Genomic DNA, 18,442 nt, shown 5'->3' with positions numbered 1-18,442 from the left:
TGCTGGTATTATCCGACTTGTTAGCCGGAATGAGCGTTGAAAAGACAGGACTTCTTTGCTCTTTACTCGATATTTATTATGTCTGCGTTACCCGGTCACGGGTATGCGACCTTCTGGAGGGCTTTGAATGGGATTTCCCGGAACCTGGATGACCGAGAGCGAAAGCATGGTGTATCGCGTCGTGCCGAAATGCGCCTGCTCCTCCATCGGGCAGATCATGTTCTATTCCGATCACGGGAAATTCTTCGACGGCGACATCCACGATTCCAAGGCCGGGCTGCATAAGTGGTCGCAGGACGAAAGCCAGACGCCGATCACCGAAAACGTGCTGGCGCACAAAAGCTACGCCTTCACCTGCGTGCGCAATCCCTATCAGCGCATCCTGTCGTCCTTCTTCGACAAGATCGCGGGCATTCAGCGCAACGGCAAACGTTATCGCGGCAAGCTGGTGCCGCAGCTGATCCAGAAATACGGGATCGAGGTCGGCTCTCCCGAGGACGATTTCGATTTCGATCAGGTCGCCTCGTTCCGCCGCTTCCTGCTGTTTGCGCGCGACACGATCCGTTGGCGCCGCCCGATGGAGCCGGACATTCACTGGTCGGCCATGTCGGGTCATATCTCGACCTTCATCGTCAATGGCGGGCGCTACGACAACATCTTCTTCACCGAGAAGTTCAACGAAGGCATGCAGTCGGTGCTCGACGCTGTCGAAACGCCGGTGAAGGTCGATCTGGCCAAGGTGCCGCGGTTCAACGAATCCGAAGGGCATGGGCCGAAGCGCGCGCATAAGGTGAGCGACTATTTTGACGATCTCTCACGCCACCTGATCTGGGAAATCTACAAGAAGGATTTCCAGCTGTTCCAATACGATTTCGACGATCCGGACAACAAGCTGCCGATTGGAGAGGTCGATCTGGACGAGGTGCACGCCAAGCTGGGCGACTGATCACCAGCGCTTCAGCGCGTCCTCGTCTTCATCCTTCGCGGCGACCCAGGAAGTGCCCTCGGGCCCATGTTCCTTCTTCCAGAAGGGGGCGCGGGATTTGAGATAATCCATCAGAAACTCGGCGGCTTCAAACGCCGCGACGCGGTGGCGCGCGGCTGTGGCGACCATCATGATCTGCTCGCCCACGCCCAGCCGTCCGTGGCGGTGGATGACGGTCACGTCCGACAGGTTCCAGCGCTCGACCGCCTGATCCACGATGCCAGCGATCGCACGCTCGGTCATGCCGGGGTAATGCTCCAGCTCCAGCGCCTCCATCGCGCCGGTGTCGTCGCGCACGATGCCGGTGAAGCTGACGACGGCGCCGACATCCGCGCGGCCCGTGCCGAAATCGGCAAGCTCTGCGCCCAGATCGAAGGGCTCGGCCTGAACGGAGACTTTCATCTCAACCACCCGTCATCGGCGGGAAGAAGGCCACTTCGCGCACGCCTTCGAGCGGCGCATCGAACTCCGCCAGATCCTGATCGAGCGCCACGCGCAGGGCGGAAATGTCGGCAAAAGCCGCCTCGTAGCGCGGCTCGCGTGCCTTCAGCTCTTCGACGAGATCGGCCACGGTCTTAGCCTGCGTCTCCATCTTCTCGCGCGGCAGGCCGATCCGCTCGCGGACCCAAGCGAAATAGAGCACGTCAATCATGGCTCGGCTCCTTCAGATAGGGCAGGGCCTTGCGGAAATAGTCCCAGCCGGTGATCGCGGTCAGCACAGCGGCGATCCAGATCAGCGCGAGGCCGACATGAGTCGCGAAATCGGCGGGTGTGGCGCCCAAGCGGATATCGCCCTCGCCTGCGCGCGGGGCCTGACCCTGCTCGAGATAGGCGAGCCCGGTGCCGAGGAACAGCACGGCGATCGCCACCATCTGCGCGGTCGTCTTCCACTTTGCGAGCTTGGTCACCCGCAGGCGCCCGGCATCTGCGCCGAGGAATTCACGCAGCCCCGAGACGAAGACCTCGCGGAACAGGATCACGGTGGCGGGCAGGATCAGCCACGGGTTCATGCCCGAATAGCCGGTCAGCACCACCAGCGCGATCACCACCATCGCCTTGTCGGCGATGGGGTCGAGCATCGCGCCGAAGCGGCTCTCCTGTTTCCACGCCCGGGCGAGGTAGCCATCGAACCAGTCGGTGACCGCCGCGCTGATGAACAGCGCAAGCGCCAGCCAGTCGGCCCAGGGACGAGAAAAGTAAAGGAACAAGACCGCCACACCCGGGGCAGCCAAGAGCCTGAGCACAGTCAGGATATTGGGAAGGGTCCATTTCATGGGAGGCAACCTAGCTGCGTGGTTCGCAAAGCGGAAGAGGGCGCGTTAACGGGTCGCGGGATCGCGATATGCATGCACCGTCCCATTGCGGTCGGTAACGCACCAATCTCCGGGGCTGTCGCCCGGTGTGAAATGGTCCGAGGTGATCGGCACCTTGCCGTGGCCGCCGGGGATATCGAGCACGTAGCTGGGCAGCATCGTCCCCGAGCAGCGACGGCGCAGCTCGGCCATCAGTGCGCGCCCTTCCGCGATGGTGGTGCGGAAATGCGAGGTGCCGCGGGCGAGGTCGCAGTGGTGCAGGTAATAGGGTTTGACGCGCAGCTTGGTGAGGGCGCGGAACAGTGCCTCCAGCGCGTCGGCACTCGCGTTGACGCCCCGCAGCAGCACCGTTTGCGATAGCATCGGGATGCCGCGATCCACTAGCCGCGCGATGGCATCGCGGGCGGCGGGTGTGAGTTCCTGCGCGTGGTTGGTGTGCAGCACGATCCACGCGGTCGGCGCGGCGCGCAGGATGGCGCAAAGCTGTTCGGTGATCCGTTCGGGGGCGACGACCGGCACGCGCGTATGCAGCCGGATCTGGTCGAGATGCGCGATTGCGGAGAGGCGGTCGAGCACCGCGCCAAGCCTGCGCGTCGACAACGTGAGCGGGTCGCCCCCGGTCAGGATCACCTCGCGAATGGCCGGGGTCGCCGCGATATAATCGAGCGCCTGCGTCAATTGGTCTTCCGGCAGCGGCCCGGTTTCGCCCACCGTCTCGCGGCGGAAGCAGAAGCGGCAATAGACGTCGCAGGTCTTGGTGATGTGGAGGATCACCCGGTCGGGATAGCGATGCGTCAGCCCGGGTGCGGGGGAATGGGCGTCGTCGCCGATCGGGTCTTCCAGCTCTTCGGGGCGTGTCACCAGTTCCGCCGCGGCGGGCACGAATTGCGCGGCCACCGGATCGCTCGGATCGGCAATCGCCCCGCGCATCTCGGGTGTCACGCGGATGCGGAACTCTCCGGCTACGCGCTCCAGATCGGCGCGCTTATCCGAGGCGGTCAGCCCGTCGCGTTCGAGATCGGCCACGCGGGTCAGCGCGCGGGGGTGGCGGCTGTGATCGGTCATCTCAGCCCTTCTCGTTGAAGAAATTGTGGATCGTCTCGGCCATCGCCTCGGAGATGCCGTCGACCTCCATCAGGTCGATGGGAGCGGCGCGGCTGACCGCCTTGGCCGAGCCGAAATGCGCGAGCAGCGCGCGCTTGCGGGCCGCCCCGATGCCCGGAACCTCGTCCAGCGGGTTCGCCATCTGCGCCTTGGCGCGTTTCGCGCGGTGCGTACCGATGGCCCAGCGGTGCGCCTCGTCGCGCAGGCGTTGGATGTAATAAAGAACCGGCGATTGCCGGGGCAGGGCGATGGGGCGCTGGCCTGTGCGGTGGAATTCTTCCTTGCCGTGGTCGCGGTCCACACCTTTCGCGACACCGACCATCGCGACATCGCTCACGCCCATCTCATCCATGATCTCACGCACCGCCGAGACCTGCCCGGCGCCACCGTCGATCAGCAGAAGATCGGGCCAGGCCTCGGATTTCCGCTCCGGGTCTTCCTTCAGCAACCGGGTGAAGCGGCGCGTCAGCACCTCTTTCATCATCCCGAAGTCGTCGCCCGGCGTCAGGTCCGCGTTCTTGATGTTGAACTTGCGATACTGGCTCTTGATGAAGCCTTCCGGCCCCGCGACGATCATCCCGCCCACGGCATGCGCGCCCTGAATGTGCGAGTTGTCGTAGACCTCGATCCGCTGTGGCGGCTTCTCCAGCCCGAAGGCCTCGGCGACGCCCGCCAGCAGTTTCGCCTGCGCAGCACTTTCGGACATCTTCCGACCGAGGCTCTCGCGGGCATTGCGCGCGGCATTCTCGACCAGCTCGGCCTTTTCGCCGCGCTGCGGGACGGTGATCTCGACCTTGCGCTCGGCGCGCTCGGAGAGGAATTCGCTCACCAGTTCCTCATCCTCGACCGGGTGCGACAGCAGGATCAGCTTCGGCGGCGGGCGGTTCGTGTAGAACTGCGCGATGAAAGCCTGCAGGATTTCGGGCGCCTCGGCGCCGGAGCCGGTCTTGGGGTAGAAGTCGTGGTTGCCCCAGCTCTGGTTCGCGCGGATGAAGAAGACCTGCACGCAGGCCTGCCCGCCCTCCTGATGGAGAGCGATCACATCGGCCTCGGCGGTGCTGCGCGGGTTGATCCCCTGGCTTTGCTGCACGTTGGTCAGCGCCTTGATCCGGTCGCGGAGCGCAGCGGCGCGCTCGAATTCCATATCGTCGGAGGCCTGCTGCATCTGCTCCGCCAGTTCGCGCTGGATCGTGGTGGACTTGCCTTGCAGGAAGCGCTTCGCGTCGTCGACCAGCGCTGCGTAATCCTCCTCGGAGATTTTGCCCACGCAAGGCCCGGAGCAGCGCTTGATCTGATATTGCAGACAGGGCCGCGTGCGGGTCTCGAACATCGAGTCCGAGCAGTTGCGCAGCAGGAAGACCCGCTCCAGCTGGTTGAGCGTGCGGTTCACCGCGCTCGCGCTCGCGAAGGGGCCGAAGTAATGCCCTTTCTCTTTGCGCGCGCCGCGATGCTTCTTGATCATTGGATAGGGGTGGTCCGTCGCGATCAGGATATTGGGGAAGCTTTTGTCGTCCCGCGCGAGCACGTTGTAGCGCGGCTTGAGCTGCTTGATCAGGTTCTGCTCGAGCAGCAGCGCCTCGGTCTCGGTCCGCGTCGTGAGGAACATCATCGAGGCGGTCTCATGGATCATCCGGGCGATCCGCGCCGAGTGCCCCGAGGGGCGTGCATAGTTCGAAACGCGCGCCTTCAGGTTGCGCGCCTTGCCGACATAGAGCACCTCGCCCTTCGCGTTCAGCATCCGATAGACGCCCGGTGAGCCGTCGAGACGCTTGAGATAATCCGCGATCAGCGCATGGCCCGTCATCCCGTGTTGCGGGCGCGTGGCCGCCGGGGGATCGAGGGCGTCGTTGCTGTTTACGTCGTCATTCATGAGCAGGCTTCGATTCTCCCCTGTGGCTGCAACCTCGCGAAGACGTTTTCAAGGAAAAACATGTCCACGAAATTTGGGGATAACTCTGTTGGCAAACATGTGGGACCGTGGGTTCCGACCTTAATATAAGGGTTGATAGAGTGTTTGCTCATTTTTTGAGCAAGTTACGAGTGCTTTGATTTCATTGAGAAATTTTTCGCACACTCGCCAAGCTATTGAAAGGATTACTACTTTTGTGACGGTACTGTTACAAGCCGCCGCGCAGTGCACAACTTTGGCCTGCGATTCGTTTTCAGGCTCATTCCGGACCTAATACATCGGGGGTCCGCCAGCCCAAATGTTGGCCTCCATCGACGCAGAGCAACTGACCTGTGACGGCGGGTGCGTCCATGAAATATCCCAGCGCCGCGACGATATCTGCGGGGTCTGCGCCGCGTTCTAGGATCGTCGCTGCGCGCTGCCGGTTGAAGTGGTCTTCAGACTGGCGCGCGCCTTGCAGGGTCGGGCCCGGGCCGATCGCGTTCACACGTATAGCGGGAGCCAGCGCCTGCGCACTCGTCTGCGTGAGTGTCCACAGCCCCATCTTCGCGAGCGTGTAGGTCATGAACTCCGGCGTCAACTTGCGCATTCGCTGGTCAACCATGTTGATCACCAGCGCGCGGGCCTTGGGTTCCGCACCCGAGCGGTCGGCTTGCGGAGCCTGCGCCGCGAAATGCTGGATCAGCACGAAGGGCGCGCGCAGGTTCGACCCGATATGCCGGTCCCAGCTTTCGCGCGTGGCCGAGCGGATCGTGTCGTATTCGAAAATCGAGGCGTTGTTGATCAGCAGATCGAGCGGCCCGTCGAGCAGTTGCGCCGCGCGGGGCACCAGTTCCGCCGTCGCGGCCTCGTCCAGCAGATCGGCCTGCACGATCTCGGCGCGCACGCCTTTCGCACGGGCCTCTGCTGCCGTTGCCTCCGCGTCCTCTGCGGAGCCGTGATAATGGATTACGACGTCTACGCCGCGCTCGGCCAGATAAAGCGCCATCGCGCGTCCCAGCCGTTTCGCGCCGCCTGTCACCAATGCTCGTTTCATGCGCTGCCTCCAATGAAGAGGGCCACCATATAGGCCAGGTACGCGGCGGTGAAAGCGATGCCGATGCCTCGGGTGATCACGCGGTTGCCGAAGATGAACGGGGCCAGCGCGATCGAGGCCGCCGCCATCACCCAAAGGTCGACATGCAGCATCTGGCTCGGCACCGGAATGTCGCCGAACAGGCCCGCGACGCCGATGATGCAGAGCAGGTTGAAGATGTTGGAGCCCACGACATTGCCGAGCGCGAGGTCCGACCGGCCCTTCATCGCCGCGGTGATCGAGGTCGCCAGTTCGGGCAGCGAGGTGCCGAGCGCGACCAGCGTCAGGCCGATCACCGCATCCGAGACGCCCATCGCGCTTGCGATCTCGGAAGCGCCGCTGACCAGCCAGCTCGCCCCCAGAGGCAGCCCCACGAGGCCTGCGAGAACGTAGAGCCCGATGCGCCAGAGCGGCATATTCGGATCGACGCTCTCGACCTCTTCATCGGCTTCGGTCTCGGGACCGGAGCCCGCGCCGCGATTGGCACGATGGGCGCGCGCCTCGCGGATTTGCCGGAACAGGATGATGCCGAGCGCGAAGAGCAGGAGCAGCGCCTGCGCCCAGCCGATCGGGCCCATGAAGCAGACGAGGATGAAGAGGACCGTCGCCCCCATCATCAACACGAAGCTCTCGCGCGTGTCGTGCAGATCGGTGCGGATCGCGGAGATCATCGCGGGCAAGCCCAGCACCAGAAGGATATTGGCGATGTTCGAGCCCACGACATTGCCGAGCGCCATGCTGGGCGCCTTGTCGAGCACGGCGGCGACTGAGACCATCAGCTCGGGTGCGGAGGTGCCGAAGGCCACCACGGTGAGCCCGACGATCAGTGCAGGAATGCCAAGGCGCAGCGACATTGCCACTGCGCCTTTCACCAGCAGGTCACCCGCCACGACCAGCAGTACCAGCCCGGCAATGATCTCGCCGAAATCCCAGATCATTTACGGCGCTCCGTCTTCTTCGCAGTTTTGCTATTGGAGGTCGTCTTGCAGGGGCAGGGGCCCCGACCGATTTTCGGACGTCCGCAGTCGGGGCAACGCGCCGACAGCCTGCCGGGTCCGCGCGGGCCCTTGATCTTCGGCATCCGCAGCTTGCCGAACATGGCGAGCACCGCCATGACGACGAGGAAGAGTGTCATGCCCTTGATGAGCATCCGGTTACAGCCCGTAGCGCGCCCAGAGCGCGCGTTCCTCGGCGGTATCGATCAGAGCGCCTGCGGTGGCCGCAGCCATCTCGCCCCCGATCTGCGCGCCGAAGCGCCGGAAGATCGAGCGTTTGGGCGCGTAAGGCACGATGCGGGTCTTCTCGCCGTAGATCTCTTTCAGCTTCGGCACCGCATGGCCGAGCCCGTCGATCAGCCCGGTGTTTTCGGCCAGCGCCTGCCGCCCGGTCCAGATGTCGCCGGTGAAGAGGTCGCGATCCTCCGGCAGCTTCGCGCCGCGCCGCGACTGCACATGCTCCTTGAACGAGACATGCATGTCGTCGAGCAGCTTGTTGAGCCGCGCGACGTCTTCGTCCTTCTCGGGGCGGAACGGGTCCATGAAACTTTTCGAGCCGCCTGCGGTATGAACGCGGCGCTGGATGCCGTGGCGGTTGATGAACTCGTCGAGGCCGAAGCCTGCCGAGATCACCCCGATCGAGCCCACGACCGAGGTCGGATCGGCCCAGATCTGGTCGGCGGCGCAGGCCAGCCAATAGCCGCCCGAGGCCGCGACGTCTTCGACGAAAGCATGGACGGGAATGTCTTTTTCATCCGCAAGCCTGCGGATGCGCCCCGCGATCAGCGCCGATTGCACGGGCGATCCGCCGGGCGAATTGATCAGCAAAGCGACCGCAGCCGGTTTGCCGCGTGCGAAGGCACGCTCGATGATCGGGGCCATTGCGGCATCCGACAGGCCGGGCGCTCCGGGGCGCGACATGCCGATGGCACCGTGCAAACGGATAACCGCGACGAAGGGCGATTTCTTGACGAAGGGGAGGCGTTGGATCAGGCTCATGTGAGGGATGTAGAGGCTCACCCCTGCCCGCGCAAGCACGGCGATGACGGTTCCTGTCCGCGCCTGTTCGCGATTGAACCAGTCGTGACTTGCTGGCCGGGGCATGCTCGCCCCATCATCGGGGCCGGGAGGATGGATATGACCGAAGACGACAGGCTCGCCGCGATTCTGGCGGATCATGCGGGGCGCGAAGGTGCGCTGCTGCCCATTCTTCATGATGTGCAGGCCGCTTACGGCTGCGTGCCCGCCGATTGCTACCAGCCGATCGCCGATGCGCTGCGACTGAGCCGGGCCGAGGTGGCGGGCGTCGTCTCCTTCTATCACGACTTCCGCGACGCGCCCGCGGGCAAGCATGTGGTCAAGCTGTGCCGCGCCGAGGCCTGCCAGTCGATGGGCGGGACCGAGATGATCGCGCGGCTGGAGCGTGCGCTGGGCATGAAAGTCGGAGAAACGAAGGGCGATGTGACCCTCGAGGCGGTCTATTGCCTCGGGCTGTGTGCCTGCGCGCCCGCCGCGATGGTGGGCGATCAACTGGTCGGGCGGGCGACGCCCGAGCGGATCGAGGCTCTGGTTGCGGAGGTCTCGGCATGAAGATCTGGGTTCCCTGCGATGCCGCCGCCGTAGCCTGTGGGGCCGATGAGGTCGCCGCCGCTCTCGCGTCGGCGGCGGGACTGCGTGGCGAAGAGGTCGAGATCGTCCGCAACGGCACGCGCGGAATGATCTGGCTGGAGCCGCTGGTCGAGATCGAGCGCGACGGTGTGCGCCACGGCTTCGGCCCGATGGAGCCCGAGGACGTGCCTGCGCTGTTCGAAGGTGGCGATCACCCGAAGGCGCTCGGCCCCATCGAGGAAATCCCCTTCTTCGCAAAACAGACCCGTCTGACCTTCGCGCGCTGCGGGCGCACCGATCCGCTCTCGCTGGCCGATTACGAGGCGGATGAGGGCTGGCAGGGTCTCAAACGCGCGCTGGAACTGGGCGGTGCGCAGACCATCGAAGAGGTCACCACCTCGGGTCTGCGTGGTCGTGGCGGCGCGGGCTTCCCGACGGGTATCAAGTGGAAGACCGTCGCCGGGGCCGAGGCGCCGCAGAAATACATCGTGTGCAACGCGGATGAGGGCGATAGCGGCTCCTTCGCCGACCGGATGTTGATGGAGGGCGATCCCTACTGCCTGATCGAGGGCATGGCGATTGCCGGGCTCGCAGTCGGCGCGACCAAGGGCTTCATCTATGTGCGCTCGGAATATCCGCACGCGATCCGCACGCTGAACGCGGCGATCAAGGCGGCGCGCGCAGCCGGGATCATCGGCGACAGTCTGATGGGGCAGGGACCGGCCTTCGATCTCGAAGTCCGCGTCGGCGCGGGTGCCTATATCTGCGGCGAGGAGACCTCGCTCCTGAATTCGCTCGAAGGCAAGCGCGGCATGGTCCGCGCCAAGCCGCCGTTGCCCGCGCTCGAAGGGGCGTTCGGCAAGCCGACCGTGGTGAACAACGTGCTTTCGCTGGCCGCCGTGCCGTGGATTCTGGTCCACGGTGGCGCAGCCTATGCCGAGTTCGGGCTGGGTCGCTCGCGCGGGACGATCCCGATCCAGATCGCAGGCAATGTCAAACATGGCGGGCTGTTCGAGACCGGCTTCGGGATGAGCCTCGGCACGCTGGTCAATGAGATCGGCGGCGGCACGGCTTCGGGCCGTCCGTTCAAGGCGGTGCAGGTCGGCGGACCGCTGGGCGCCTATCACGGGCCGGACGATTTCGATCTGCCGGTCTGCTACGAAGCCTTTGCCGATCAGGGCGGGCTCGTGGGCCATGCCGGTTTCGTGGTGCATGACGACAGCGCCGACATGCTCGCGCTCGCCCGCTACGCGATGGAGTTCTGCGCCATCGAGAGCTGCGGGAAATGCACGCCCTGTCGGATCGGCGCGGTGCGCGGCATCGAGACGCTCGACCGCGTGGCGGCGGGCGATCCGGCGGCGATCGAGTTGCTGCACGAGCTATGCGAAGTGATGGAGAAGGGCTCGCTCTGCGCGATGGGGGGCTTCACGCCTTACCCGGTGCGCTCGGCGATCCGGCTCTTCCCGCAAGAATTCTCGCTCTCACAGGAGGCTGCGGAATGAAGGATTTCATCATCCCCGACGGAGTGCACGGGCCGAAACTCTCCGATATGGGCACGCCTGAAAAATCGGGCCCGCCTGTGACGCTGGTGATCGACGGCATGGATGTGAGCGTGCCCGAGGGCACCTCCGTGATGCGCGCCGCCGCCGAGGCCGGGATCACCGTGCCGAAGCTGTGTGCGACCGATATGCTGGATGCTTACGGCTCGTGCCGCCTCTGTGTGGTCGAGATCGAAGGGATGCGCGGCACGCCTGCGTCCTGCACGACCCCCGTGCGCGAAGGCATGGTCGTGAAGACCCAGACCGATCAGCTGACGCGGCTGCGGCGCGGGGTGATGGAGCTCTATATCTCCGATCACCCGTTGGACTGTCTGACCTGCGCGGCCAATGGCGATTGCGAATTGCAGGACATGGCGGGGGCCGTGGGCCTGCGCGACGTGCGCTATGCGCCGGGCGAGAACCATGTCGAGACGCGCGCGGCGGAGGGGGCCAATCCGCTCTATATCCCGCGCGACGATTCCAATCCGTATTTCTTCTATGATCCCTCGAAATGCATCGTATGCATGCGCTGCGTGCGCGCCTGCGAAGAGGTGCAGGGCACCTTCGCGCTGACCGTGGACGGGCGCGGCTTCGACGCCCGCATCTCGACCGGGACGGAGGATTTCCTGAACTCGGATTGCGTCAGCTGCGGTGCCTGCGTGCAGGCCTGCCCGACCGCGACCCTGCAGGAGAAGACCGTCGACGAGATCGGCGTGCCGGAGCATTCGGTGGTCACGACCTGCGCCTATTGCGGCGTGGGCTGCTCTTTCGAGGCGCAGATGCGCGGCGATCAACTGGTGCGCATGGTGCCGTGGAAAGAGGGCAAGGCGAACCGCGGCCATAGCTGCGTGAAGGGCCGCTTCGCCTGGGGCTATGCAAACCACGGCGACCGCATCCTGAACCCGATGATCCGCGACAGCATCACCGATGCGTGGCGCGAAGTGTCGTGGGAAGAGGCGCTGGAGTTTGCCGCGAACGGCATCAAGCGTGCGCAGGCCAAACACGGCAAGGATTCCGTCGGCGTCATCACCTCCTCGCGCTGCACGAACGAGGAAACCTTCCTCGTGCAGAAACTCGCCCGCGCGGTGATGGGGACGAACAACACCGACACCTGTGCCCGCGTCTGCCATTCGCCGACCGGCTACGGGCTGAAGCAGACTTTTGGGACCTCGGCTGGCACGCAGGATTTCGACTCTGTGGAGCAGGTGGATTGCGCCGTCGTGATCGGGGCGAACCCGACCGACGGGCACCCGGTCTTCGGCTCGCGGCTGCGCAAGCGGCTGCGGCAGGGGGCGAAGCTGATCGTGGTCGACCCGCGCCGGATCGACCTGCTGGAGACCCCTCATATGGGCGAGGGGCATCACCTGCCGCTGCGTCCGGGCACCAATGTCGCGGTGCTGACCGCGATGGCCCATGTGATCGTGACGGAAGGGCTGTTCGACGAGGCCTTCATCCGCGAGCGCTGCGATTGGGACGAGTGGTCGGATTATGCCGAATTCGCCGCCGATCCGGCCCATTCGCCGGAAGCCGTCGAAGAGCTGACCGGCGTGCCGGCCGAGGCGCTGCGCCAAGCCGCGCGCACCTATGCCGCCGCGCCCAACGGGGCGATCTATTACGGGCTGGGCGTGACCGAGCATAGCCAGGGCTCGACCACCGTGATTGCGATTGCCAACCTCGCGATGATGACCGGCAATATCGGGCGGCCCGGTGTGGGCGTGAACCCGCTGCGCGGGCAGAACAACGTGCAGGGCTCCTGCGATATGGGCTCGTTCCCGCATGAATTGCCGGGCTACCGCCATGTGTCGGACGATACCGCGCGCCACGGGTTCGAGGTGGAATGGGGCGTCACGCTCGACCCCGAGCCGGGGCTGCGCATTCCGAACATGCTCGACGCGGCCGTCGCGGGGGATTTCAAGGCGATCTACATTCAGGGCGAAGACATCCTGCAATCCGATCCCGATACCCATCACGTGGCCGCTGGTCTGGCGGCGATGGAGTGTGTGATCGTGCATGACCTGTTCCTGAACGAGACCGCGCGCTACGCCCATGTCTTCCTGCCGGGCTCGACCTTCCTCGAGAAGGACGGGACCTTCACCAATGCCGAGCGCCGCATCAATCCGGTGCGCAAGGTCATGGCGCCGAAAGCGGGGCTGGCCGATTGGGAGGCGACGCAGGCGCTGGCCAACGCGCTGGGCGCGGGGTGGAGCTACACCCACCCCTCCGAGATCATGGACGAGATCGCGCGTACGACCCCGGCCTTCGCGGGCGTCACCTACGATCTGATTGACCAGATGGGCTCGGTGCAGTGGCCCTGCAACGATGCGCATCCGCAAGGCTCGCCGGTGATGCATGAGGATGGCTTCGTGCGTGGCGCGGGGCGTTTCATCCGCACCGCCTATGTCGCGACCGAGGAACGCACCGGGCCGCGTTTCCCGCTGCTGCTGACGACCGGGCGCATCCTGTCGCAATATAACGTGGGTGCGCAGACGCGACGGACCGAGAACTCTGTCTGGCACGCCGAGGACCGGCTCGAAATCCACCCCCATGACGCGGAGACGCGCGGTATTCGCGACGGCGATTGGGTGCGTCTGGCGAGCCGTGCGGGCGAGACGTCCTTGCGTGCGACGATCACGGATCGGGTCTCGCCCGGCGTCGTTTACACGACCTTCCACCACCCCGACACGCAGGCCAACGTGGTCACCACCGACAATTCCGACTGGGCGACGAACTGCCCGGAATACAAGGTGACGGCGGTGCAGGTGGGGCTGTCGAACGGACCCTCGGACTGGCAGGAGCTTTACACGGCGCAGACCAAGCTGACCCGCCGCGTCGAGGCGGCTGAATGACGGCAACCGATTGGGACATGCCCAGCGGCGCGGTGCAGCGGCTCGCCGAGGAAGTGCCGGTGGCGCTGTCTTTCGACGGGGTGACGCAGGCGGTGATGATGGCAAGCCCCGCCGATCTGGAGGATTTCGCTCTAGGCTTCGCGCTCTCCGAAGGGCTGATCGCGGACGCGTCCGAGATCACCCGGCAAGAGCTCGAGGTGACCGAGGCCGGGATCGAAGCGCGCAACTGGCTGGCAGCGCCTGCGGGCGCGCGCTTTGCCGAACGCCGCCGCGCCACTATGGGCCCGGTGGGCTGCGGGCTCTGCGGGATCGAGCAGTTGGAAGAGGCGCGGCGCAAGCTTCCGCCGGTCGCACCGCCGCGTTTCACCATGACGCCGGAGCAGGCCACGGAGGCGCTCGAGACCCTGCGCGACCACCAGCCGCTGCAGGACGAGACCCGCGCCGCCCATGCGTCGAGCTTCTGGCAGCCGGGCAAGGGGATCGTGCTGACGCGCGAGGATGTCGGGCGGCACAACGCGCTCGACAAGCTGATCGGGGCGCTGATCCGGGGCGGGATAGACCCGGCGAGCGGCGCGCTCGTGATGACCTCGCGGCTCTCGGTCGATCTGATCCAGAAGGTCGTGACGCTACGTATCCCGGTGATCGTCGGACCCTCCGCCCCGACCGTGCTTGCGGTGAGCGAGGCACGGGACGCGGGCCTTACCGTTATCGCGCGCGCAGGCCGGGGCCTCGCGCTTTACACCGCGCCGCAGGAGGCCACCGCATGAAGCCTGAGAAACTCGCCGGGATGGCCAATCAGATCGCACAGTTCTTCGAGAGCCAGCCCGGCGATCAGTCGCATGCCGTCGCCGATCACATCAATGCCAACTGGGCGCCCACGATGCGCGACACGTTCCTCGCGGCGGCTGACAAGCTGGACCTGCACCCGCTGGTGAAAGCGGCCTTGCCGGAGATCCGCGCCCCTCAGCGGGGCTGATCGCCGGGCTTCACGACCGGCGCGAAGGAGAGGGTGAAGTTTTTCCCGTCCGCGAAGGGGTAGGGGGCCGCGAGCTGCTGCACCTCTCCGGTGGTCCAGTCGGGATGATCCGGGTAAGTCGCGCGCAGAAGGCCCGCGCCGGTTGCCGCATTCGTGCCGTCCCAGATCACGAAGGCCGGGCCGTCGGGCAGAGGTTTCGTAAAGTCCGAGCTGGCATTCAGAACCGTCATCCGGGGCGCGCGATAGAGGATATTCGCGCCTTCCCATTGCGGCGCGATCAGGGTCGCATCCGCGCCAACGGCGGCCACCAGCTGCGGCACCAGCGTCTCGAAGGGGGCGGCATTGCGGCTCTTGCCCTGGAAGAAATGGATCGGCAGCGCGATCGTCACCAGCACGAGCAGCACTGCATAGACCTGCTGCAGCCGCCGCAGCCCGGTCGCACTGAGCCGGGGCAGGAGCCAAAGGCCAAGCGCGGGGCCCGCGAGGAACAGCAGCGGTTGCAGCCAGCGATCCTTGATCTGCCCCGCTCCGACCGCGAGCGCACCGAGCAGCAGCAGCACGAGGCCGATCACCATCACGCGCAGCATCAGCCGCAAGAGCGGTTGCGGGGCGTCGGGTTTGCTCTCCCGGTAGCGCCAGTAGAGCAGCCCGCCGACCAGCAGCGGCAAGGCGAGGAAATTCAAGATGCCTTGGCCGGTTGCGAGAACCGGACCGACAAGCCGCGCGCCCAGTGAGACGTCTTCGGCGGCGTCGAATTTCTTTGCCGAGGCGAAGGCGATCTCGGGGTGGTTCAGGATCCAGACATAGGGCGGCAGCGCAATCGCGGCGGCGATCAGCAGGGACAGGAACAGGCGACGGTCGCGGAAGGACGCGCGGAGCTCCGGAAAGCCGATCAGCGCGAGAGTCGTCGAAATCGGCAGCAGAACGAAGTTGTATTTCGACAGCAGCCCCATGCCCAGCACCAGCCCGAGCGTCACGAAGCCCGCAAGGCTGGGGCGGCGCGCGATCCACCAGATCGTGGCAAAGCACAGCGCCGCCGAGAAGGTCGCGAGGACGGAATGTGTCAGGGCGCGCTGGCTTTCCCAAGCGATTTGCGGCAGCAGCACGAGGCCCAGCGTCGCGACCCATGCCCGGCGCGGATCGAGCCGCGTGCGCATCAGCCCGTAGCAGGTCAGGACCGTGCCGCAGAGCAGGGTATTTTTCAAAAGCGCGAGGCCGAACATCGTCGGCCCGGTCACCATGAAGACCAGATGTTGCAGCCATGCGAAGAGCGGCAGTTGCGGGCCGTAGCCCCACGCGAAGCTGCGCGCATCGAAGATCATCTGCGCATCGTCGAGCCCGAGCGCGCCGCCCAAGGCGGTGCGGTAGAAGGTTTGGAAGACGAAATAGGCGACGATGCTCAGGGGCCAGATCGCATCGGGTATGGCGCGGCCCGCAGCGCGGGGCATCGGGTCGGCGCTCATGCGGGCGTGCCTGTGGGGACGCGCATCACGGGAAGGGTCTGGAGCATGGCGCACCTATTGGCTGGCGGGGCTGCCGCGCATGGCGGACAGAGAGGGCGATACCACTTTCGACAGGCGGGCCAAAGCGCGAGATGTCCGAGTTTCGCCGGGCGTGGCCACGATGCCGCGCCCTCGGTGAGCGCGGGGCTGCGACGGCTCAGGCCTCTTTCGAGCGCTCGATATAGGCGCGCAGCTCCTCGGCCTCGTGGCGGGCGTCGCGCAGACCATCCATCGCCGCGCGCAGTTCCGCCTCGGTCTGGCTGAGCTGATTGGCCAGTTCCGCCTCGCGCTGCTCGACATAGACGAGCGCCTGATCGCGGGTCTCCTCGGCTTCATGCAACGCCTGCGCCATCTGCTCCAGTTCGCCCATATCGGCCTGGCTCACGCGGGTGAGGCGGTGGATCAACCAGCTCGCGAACCAGCCGAGAGCGAAAGCCACGAAAAGGATGATCGCTGTGGCGATGATGAATTCGGTTCTGTTCATTTGACGTCCCTTCAGCCCTTCGACAGGTCCTCCGGCCGGGATTGCGGGCGCGGCGTTTCATCGCCGGGCGTCTCGACCGGAATTTCTTCTTCTTGCGGGGTGTTTTCCCCCGGTTCAGCGGCGGTGTCCCCATCGCCGTTTTCGCTTTGCGCGCCGTCTTCGGTGGCGGGCGCGCCGTCGTCGGTCACTGCGCCGTTCCAATGCGGCTCGCCGTCTTCTGCGGCGCCTGTCGCATCTGCGGTAGCATCGGGCAGTGCATCGTCGCCCACCGGTGCCTCATCCAGCAGGACGAATTCGATCCGACGGTTCTTCTCGCGGCCTGCCTCGGTGTCGTTCGAGGCGATCGGCTGCGCTTCGCCGTAGCCTTTCGCTTCGAGATTTCCGATCAGCACGCCACGGTCCAGGAGCCCGCGGATCACCGCCTGCGCACGCTGCTGCGAGAGCTGCAGGTTCATTTCCTCGCGGCCCTGATTGTCGGTGTAGCCGGCGACTTCCATCTTGAAGTCCGTGCAGTTCTTCATCGATTTCGCCAAAGCGTCGAGCGCGTCCAGGCTTTCCGAGGCGACCTGCGCCGAGCCCGGATCGAAATCGACCTTCTTCTTCTGCAGCGTCTCATTGAGGCGCGCGACGCATTCCTTGCCGGTCGGCAGGGCCAGCTGCTCATCGAGGCGCTTGTCGTATTTCACGCTCAGGTCGATCTGCGCGTCTTCGCCGAGCTGGCTCGTCAGGATGCGCGAGATCGTGTCGGAGGCCTGCGGATCGCCCGAGATGCCGTTGACCGAGATGCCGTCGCGGGTGACCGTGACCTTGCCGTCATGGAGCACCGACAGCGCGTCGAGCGCGGCCAGCGTGCGCACCGGCCAACCGGCGGGAAGCTCCTTGTCGACGCGGGTCGCGCCGTGGACATTGTCATGGCCGAGCTTGGCGCGGGCGTAGCTTTCGATGGTCTGACGTTCGCGCGCGTCGGTCACGCGGCCCTTGAGCTCGACATGGCCGTCGCCGTCGCGGGTCGCGGTGAAGCTGGCCTCGGCGGCTTTCGCATCGGGGGCCGGTTCGCGCTTGGCCTTGAGCGAGAACACTCCGGGCAGGTTCGATTCCAACTCGCCTACGACATCGTCGAACTTCTGCTGATCGACGGTCGAGGGGGCATCGAGTGCGATATCGGCATCGGAGAAGGTCACCGAACCCGCGCCGAGATCGCCGACCGCCTTGATCGCCATCTGCGCGGCCTTGGACCAATCAGGCGACGGGGTGCCCATGCCGATGGTGCAGGTCAGCGTGCCTTTCGCGCCTGTCGCGCGGGCGGCGGTCAGGATGCGGTCGCGTGCGCGCTCGTTATCGGCGGAGCAGGCGTCGAAATGCGGGCCTTCCTCCTCGTCGATGAGGAAGCGCAGGGTGAAGGGGGTGATCACGGGGCGCGGCGCGGAGATGTCGAAGCTGAGCTTGAGATCGGTCGGGCGGCGGCGTGCGAGCGACGTCTCCACCCGGCCTTTCTCGGAGGGGCTGTCGGTGATCGCCTGAACCGAGACCTTGCCGGCGGTGACGGACACTTTCGAGCGCGGCAGCGTCTCGATCGTGGTCATCGCGAACTGCATCGCCTGGTCCCAGCCGCCGGGCACCGGGTAATCGGCGCTCTCCAGCATGTCGGTAACGCCATCCTCGCCCGCGACTTTCGAGAGTTTCTCGACGATCGCATCGCGGTCGACCGAAGAGGGCACCAGCCCGATCAGCGAGATGCCGTTCTCGTTGCGCAGCATTTCCAGCGAGAAGGCGGGGGGAGTGATCGGCTTGGTGATCTGCGTGTCGGTATTGTCGACGACCCGCGAGCTGTCGACGTATTTGTCGACCTCGGAGACCGCGCGAAAGCGTTCGGCCTCGGTCGGGGCGGTTCCGGAAAGGAGGACTTGCAGTCCGTCGGTATGGATCCGCATCCAGCCGTAGCCTTGCGCCTCCATCGCGACGCGTACTTCTTGTTTCGTGGATTTCTCGACAACGGTCGCAGCGCCGCCCGCAATGACTGCGGACACGACGAGTGCGAGGACAAAGGCGGCGATCGTCAACAAGGTGGCGCGGCTGCGCATCGGTCTCAGGCCCTCCCCCGGGGAAT

At 65.5% G+C, this 18,442-nt stretch carries 18 protein-coding genes; 6 read left to right on the top strand and 12 right to left on the bottom strand.

What is annotated here, in order from left to right:
* The first annotated feature begins 127 nt into the window (after nt 1–127).
* Complete coding sequence (locus BMI91_RS10090; RefSeq protein WP_078604857.1) at nt 128–946, top strand: sulfotransferase family protein; 819 nt, start codon at nt 128–130, stop codon at nt 944–946.
* On the opposite strand, the gene BMI91_RS10085 is transcribed toward BMI91_RS10090, so the two are convergent.
* The 9 genes from BMI91_RS10085 to BMI91_RS10045 all read right to left on the bottom strand — a co-directional run bounded on the left by BMI91_RS10085 (nt 947) and on the right by BMI91_RS10045 (nt 8,380).
* Nucleotides 947–1,387 carry a molybdenum cofactor biosynthesis protein MoaE gene (locus BMI91_RS10085; RefSeq protein WP_078604856.1) on the bottom strand — a complete coding sequence of 147 codons (441 nt, stop codon included), beginning with the start codon at nt 1,385–1,387 and terminating at the stop codon, nt 947–949. It abuts the gene before it with no gap.
* 1 nt (nt 1,388) lies between these two features.
* Entirely contained in the window at nt 1,389–1,637 is a 249-nt protein-coding gene (moaD, locus tag BMI91_RS10080; RefSeq protein WP_078604855.1) for a molybdopterin converting factor subunit 1, read from the bottom strand.
* Nucleotides 1,630–2,259, bottom strand: a complete 630-nt coding sequence (gene pgsA / locus BMI91_RS10075) for a CDP-diacylglycerol--glycerol-3-phosphate 3-phosphatidyltransferase (protein WP_078542255.1) — start codon at nt 2,257–2,259, stop codon at nt 1,630–1,632. Before pgsA ends, moaD begins: the two co-directional genes overlap by 8 nt.
* A gap of 45 nt (nt 2,260–2,304) precedes the next feature.
* Nucleotides 2,305–3,363: a lysine-2,3-aminomutase-like protein gene (locus BMI91_RS10070; RefSeq protein WP_078604854.1), complete on the bottom strand. Its 1,059-nt coding sequence runs from the start codon at nt 3,361–3,363 to the stop codon at nt 2,305–2,307.
* A gap of 1 nt (nt 3,364) precedes the next feature.
* Nucleotides 3,365–5,206, bottom strand: coding sequence for an excinuclease ABC subunit UvrC (gene uvrC, locus BMI91_RS10065; protein WP_093477087.1), 1,842 nt, complete (start codon nt 5,204–5,206; stop codon nt 3,365–3,367).
* Between the two features lie 364 nt (nt 5,207–5,570).
* A complete protein-coding gene (locus BMI91_RS10060) occupies nt 5,571–6,347 on the bottom strand; it encodes an SDR family oxidoreductase (protein ID WP_078604853.1) in 777 nt (258 codons plus the stop codon).
* A complete protein-coding gene (locus BMI91_RS10055; RefSeq protein WP_078604852.1) occupies nt 6,344–7,324 on the bottom strand; it encodes a calcium/sodium antiporter in 981 nt (326 codons plus the stop codon). Before BMI91_RS10055 ends, BMI91_RS10060 begins: the two co-directional genes overlap by 4 nt.
* Nucleotides 7,321–7,521 carry a hypothetical protein gene (locus BMI91_RS10050; protein ID WP_425274935.1) on the bottom strand — a complete coding sequence of 67 codons (201 nt, stop codon included), beginning with the start codon at nt 7,519–7,521 and terminating at the stop codon, nt 7,321–7,323. Before BMI91_RS10050 ends, BMI91_RS10055 begins: the two co-directional genes overlap by 4 nt.
* Before the next feature lie 19 nt (nt 7,522–7,540).
* Nucleotides 7,541–8,380: a S49 family peptidase gene (locus BMI91_RS10045; RefSeq protein WP_078605111.1), complete on the bottom strand. Its 840-nt coding sequence runs from the start codon at nt 8,378–8,380 to the stop codon at nt 7,541–7,543.
* A gap of 138 nt (nt 8,381–8,518) precedes the next feature.
* Here BMI91_RS10045 and BMI91_RS10040 point away from each other — a divergent pair, with 138 nt between their 5' ends.
* From BMI91_RS10040 to BMI91_RS10020, 5 genes are read left to right on the top strand one after another with little or no spacing between them, the layout of a single operon-like run.
* Nucleotides 8,519–8,971 carry a formate dehydrogenase subunit gamma gene (locus tag BMI91_RS10040; protein WP_078604850.1) on the top strand — a complete coding sequence of 151 codons (453 nt, stop codon included), beginning with the start codon at nt 8,519–8,521 and terminating at the stop codon, nt 8,969–8,971.
* Nucleotides 8,968–10,491 carry a formate dehydrogenase beta subunit gene (locus BMI91_RS10035; protein ID WP_078604849.1) on the top strand — a complete coding sequence of 508 codons (1,524 nt, stop codon included), beginning with the start codon at nt 8,968–8,970 and terminating at the stop codon, nt 10,489–10,491. Before BMI91_RS10040 ends, BMI91_RS10035 begins: the two co-directional genes overlap by 4 nt.
* Nucleotides 10,488–13,373, top strand: coding sequence for a formate dehydrogenase subunit alpha (gene fdhF, locus BMI91_RS10030; RefSeq protein ID WP_078604848.1), 2,886 nt, complete (start codon nt 10,488–10,490; stop codon nt 13,371–13,373). Before BMI91_RS10035 ends, fdhF begins: the two co-directional genes overlap by 4 nt.
* Nucleotides 13,370–14,140: a formate dehydrogenase accessory sulfurtransferase FdhD gene (gene fdhD, locus BMI91_RS10025; protein WP_078604847.1), complete on the top strand. Its 771-nt coding sequence runs from the start codon at nt 13,370–13,372 to the stop codon at nt 14,138–14,140. The genes fdhF and fdhD overlap by 4 nt, the downstream gene beginning before the upstream one ends.
* Nucleotides 14,137–14,349, top strand: a complete 213-nt coding sequence (locus BMI91_RS10020) for a formate dehydrogenase subunit delta (RefSeq protein WP_078604846.1) — start codon at nt 14,137–14,139, stop codon at nt 14,347–14,349. The genes fdhD and BMI91_RS10020 overlap by 4 nt, the downstream gene beginning before the upstream one ends.
* Here BMI91_RS10020 and BMI91_RS10015 read toward each other — a convergent pair.
* The 3 genes from BMI91_RS10015 to BMI91_RS10005 form a co-directional block, all read right to left on the bottom strand.
* Nucleotides 14,337–15,812, bottom strand: a complete 1,476-nt coding sequence (locus BMI91_RS10015) for an ArnT family glycosyltransferase (protein ID WP_078604845.1) — start codon at nt 15,810–15,812, stop codon at nt 14,337–14,339. The genes BMI91_RS10020 and BMI91_RS10015 overlap by 13 nt on opposite strands.
* 196 nt (nt 15,813–16,008) lie before the next feature.
* A complete protein-coding gene (locus BMI91_RS10010; RefSeq protein ID WP_078522484.1) occupies nt 16,009–16,335 on the bottom strand; it encodes a hypothetical protein in 327 nt (108 codons plus the stop codon).
* 11 nt (nt 16,336–16,346) lie between these two features.
* On the bottom strand, nt 16,347–18,416 hold the full coding sequence (locus BMI91_RS10005; RefSeq protein ID WP_078604844.1) for an OmpA family protein: 2,070 nt from the start codon (nt 18,414–18,416) through the stop codon (nt 16,347–16,349).
* Nucleotides 18,417–18,442: the final 26 nt, after the last annotated feature.

The organism is Thioclava sediminum (genome assembly GCF_002020355.1).
In the GTDB taxonomy this organism is placed as follows: domain Bacteria; phylum Pseudomonadota; class Alphaproteobacteria; order Rhodobacterales; family Rhodobacteraceae; genus Thioclava; species Thioclava sediminum.
The sequence above is the reverse complement of the archived record's forward strand: the minus strand, read 5'-3'. Positions and strand labels throughout refer to the sequence as shown.

What these genes read in the sequence shown, in the direction of transcription:
- fdhF (WP_078604848.1), top strand. Translation starts at nt 10,488, where the DNA reads ATGAAGGATTTCATCATCCCCGACGGAGTGCACGGGCCGAAACTCTCC.
- BMI91_RS10090 (WP_078604857.1), top strand. Translation starts at nt 128, where the DNA reads ATGGGATTTCCCGGAACCTGGATGACCGAGAGCGAAAGCATGGTGTAT.
- BMI91_RS10045 (WP_078605111.1), bottom strand. Translation starts at nt 8,380, where the DNA reads ATGAGCCTGATCCAACGCCTCCCCTTCGTCAAGAAATCGCCCTTCGTC.
- BMI91_RS10005 (WP_078604844.1), bottom strand. Translation starts at nt 18,416, where the DNA reads ATGCGCAGCCGCGCCACCTTGTTGACGATCGCCGCCTTTGTCCTCGCA.
- fdhD (WP_078604847.1), top strand. Translation starts at nt 13,370, where the DNA reads ATGACGGCAACCGATTGGGACATGCCCAGCGGCGCGGTGCAGCGGCTC.
- BMI91_RS10040 (WP_078604850.1), top strand. Translation starts at nt 8,519, where the DNA reads ATGACCGAAGACGACAGGCTCGCCGCGATTCTGGCGGATCATGCGGGG.
- pgsA (WP_078542255.1), bottom strand. Translation starts at nt 2,259, where the DNA reads ATGAAATGGACCCTTCCCAATATCCTGACTGTGCTCAGGCTCTTGGCT.
- BMI91_RS10010 (WP_078522484.1), bottom strand. Translation starts at nt 16,335, where the DNA reads ATGAACAGAACCGAATTCATCATCGCCACAGCGATCATCCTTTTCGTG.
- BMI91_RS10035 (WP_078604849.1), top strand. Translation starts at nt 8,968, where the DNA reads ATGAAGATCTGGGTTCCCTGCGATGCCGCCGCCGTAGCCTGTGGGGCC.
- BMI91_RS10020 (WP_078604846.1), top strand. Translation starts at nt 14,137, where the DNA reads ATGAAGCCTGAGAAACTCGCCGGGATGGCCAATCAGATCGCACAGTTC.
- BMI91_RS10050 (WP_425274935.1), bottom strand. Translation starts at nt 7,521, where the DNA reads ATGACACTCTTCCTCGTCGTCATGGCGGTGCTCGCCATGTTCGGCAAG.
- BMI91_RS10055 (WP_078604852.1), bottom strand. Translation starts at nt 7,324, where the DNA reads ATGATCTGGGATTTCGGCGAGATCATTGCCGGGCTGGTACTGCTGGTC.
- uvrC (WP_093477087.1), bottom strand. Translation starts at nt 5,206, where the DNA reads ATGACGGGCCATGCGCTGATCGCGGATTATCTCAAGCGTCTCGACGGC.
- BMI91_RS10060 (WP_078604853.1), bottom strand. Translation starts at nt 6,347, where the DNA reads ATGAAACGAGCATTGGTGACAGGCGGCGCGAAACGGCTGGGACGCGCG.
- BMI91_RS10015 (WP_078604845.1), bottom strand. Translation starts at nt 15,812, where the DNA reads ATGAGCGCCGACCCGATGCCCCGCGCTGCGGGCCGCGCCATACCCGAT.
- BMI91_RS10070 (WP_078604854.1), bottom strand. Translation starts at nt 3,363, where the DNA reads ATGACCGATCACAGCCGCCACCCCCGCGCGCTGACCCGCGTGGCCGAT.
- moaD (WP_078604855.1), bottom strand. Translation starts at nt 1,637, where the DNA reads ATGATTGACGTGCTCTATTTCGCTTGGGTCCGCGAGCGGATCGGCCTG.
- BMI91_RS10085 (WP_078604856.1), bottom strand. Translation starts at nt 1,387, where the DNA reads ATGAAAGTCTCCGTTCAGGCCGAGCCCTTCGATCTGGGCGCAGAGCTT.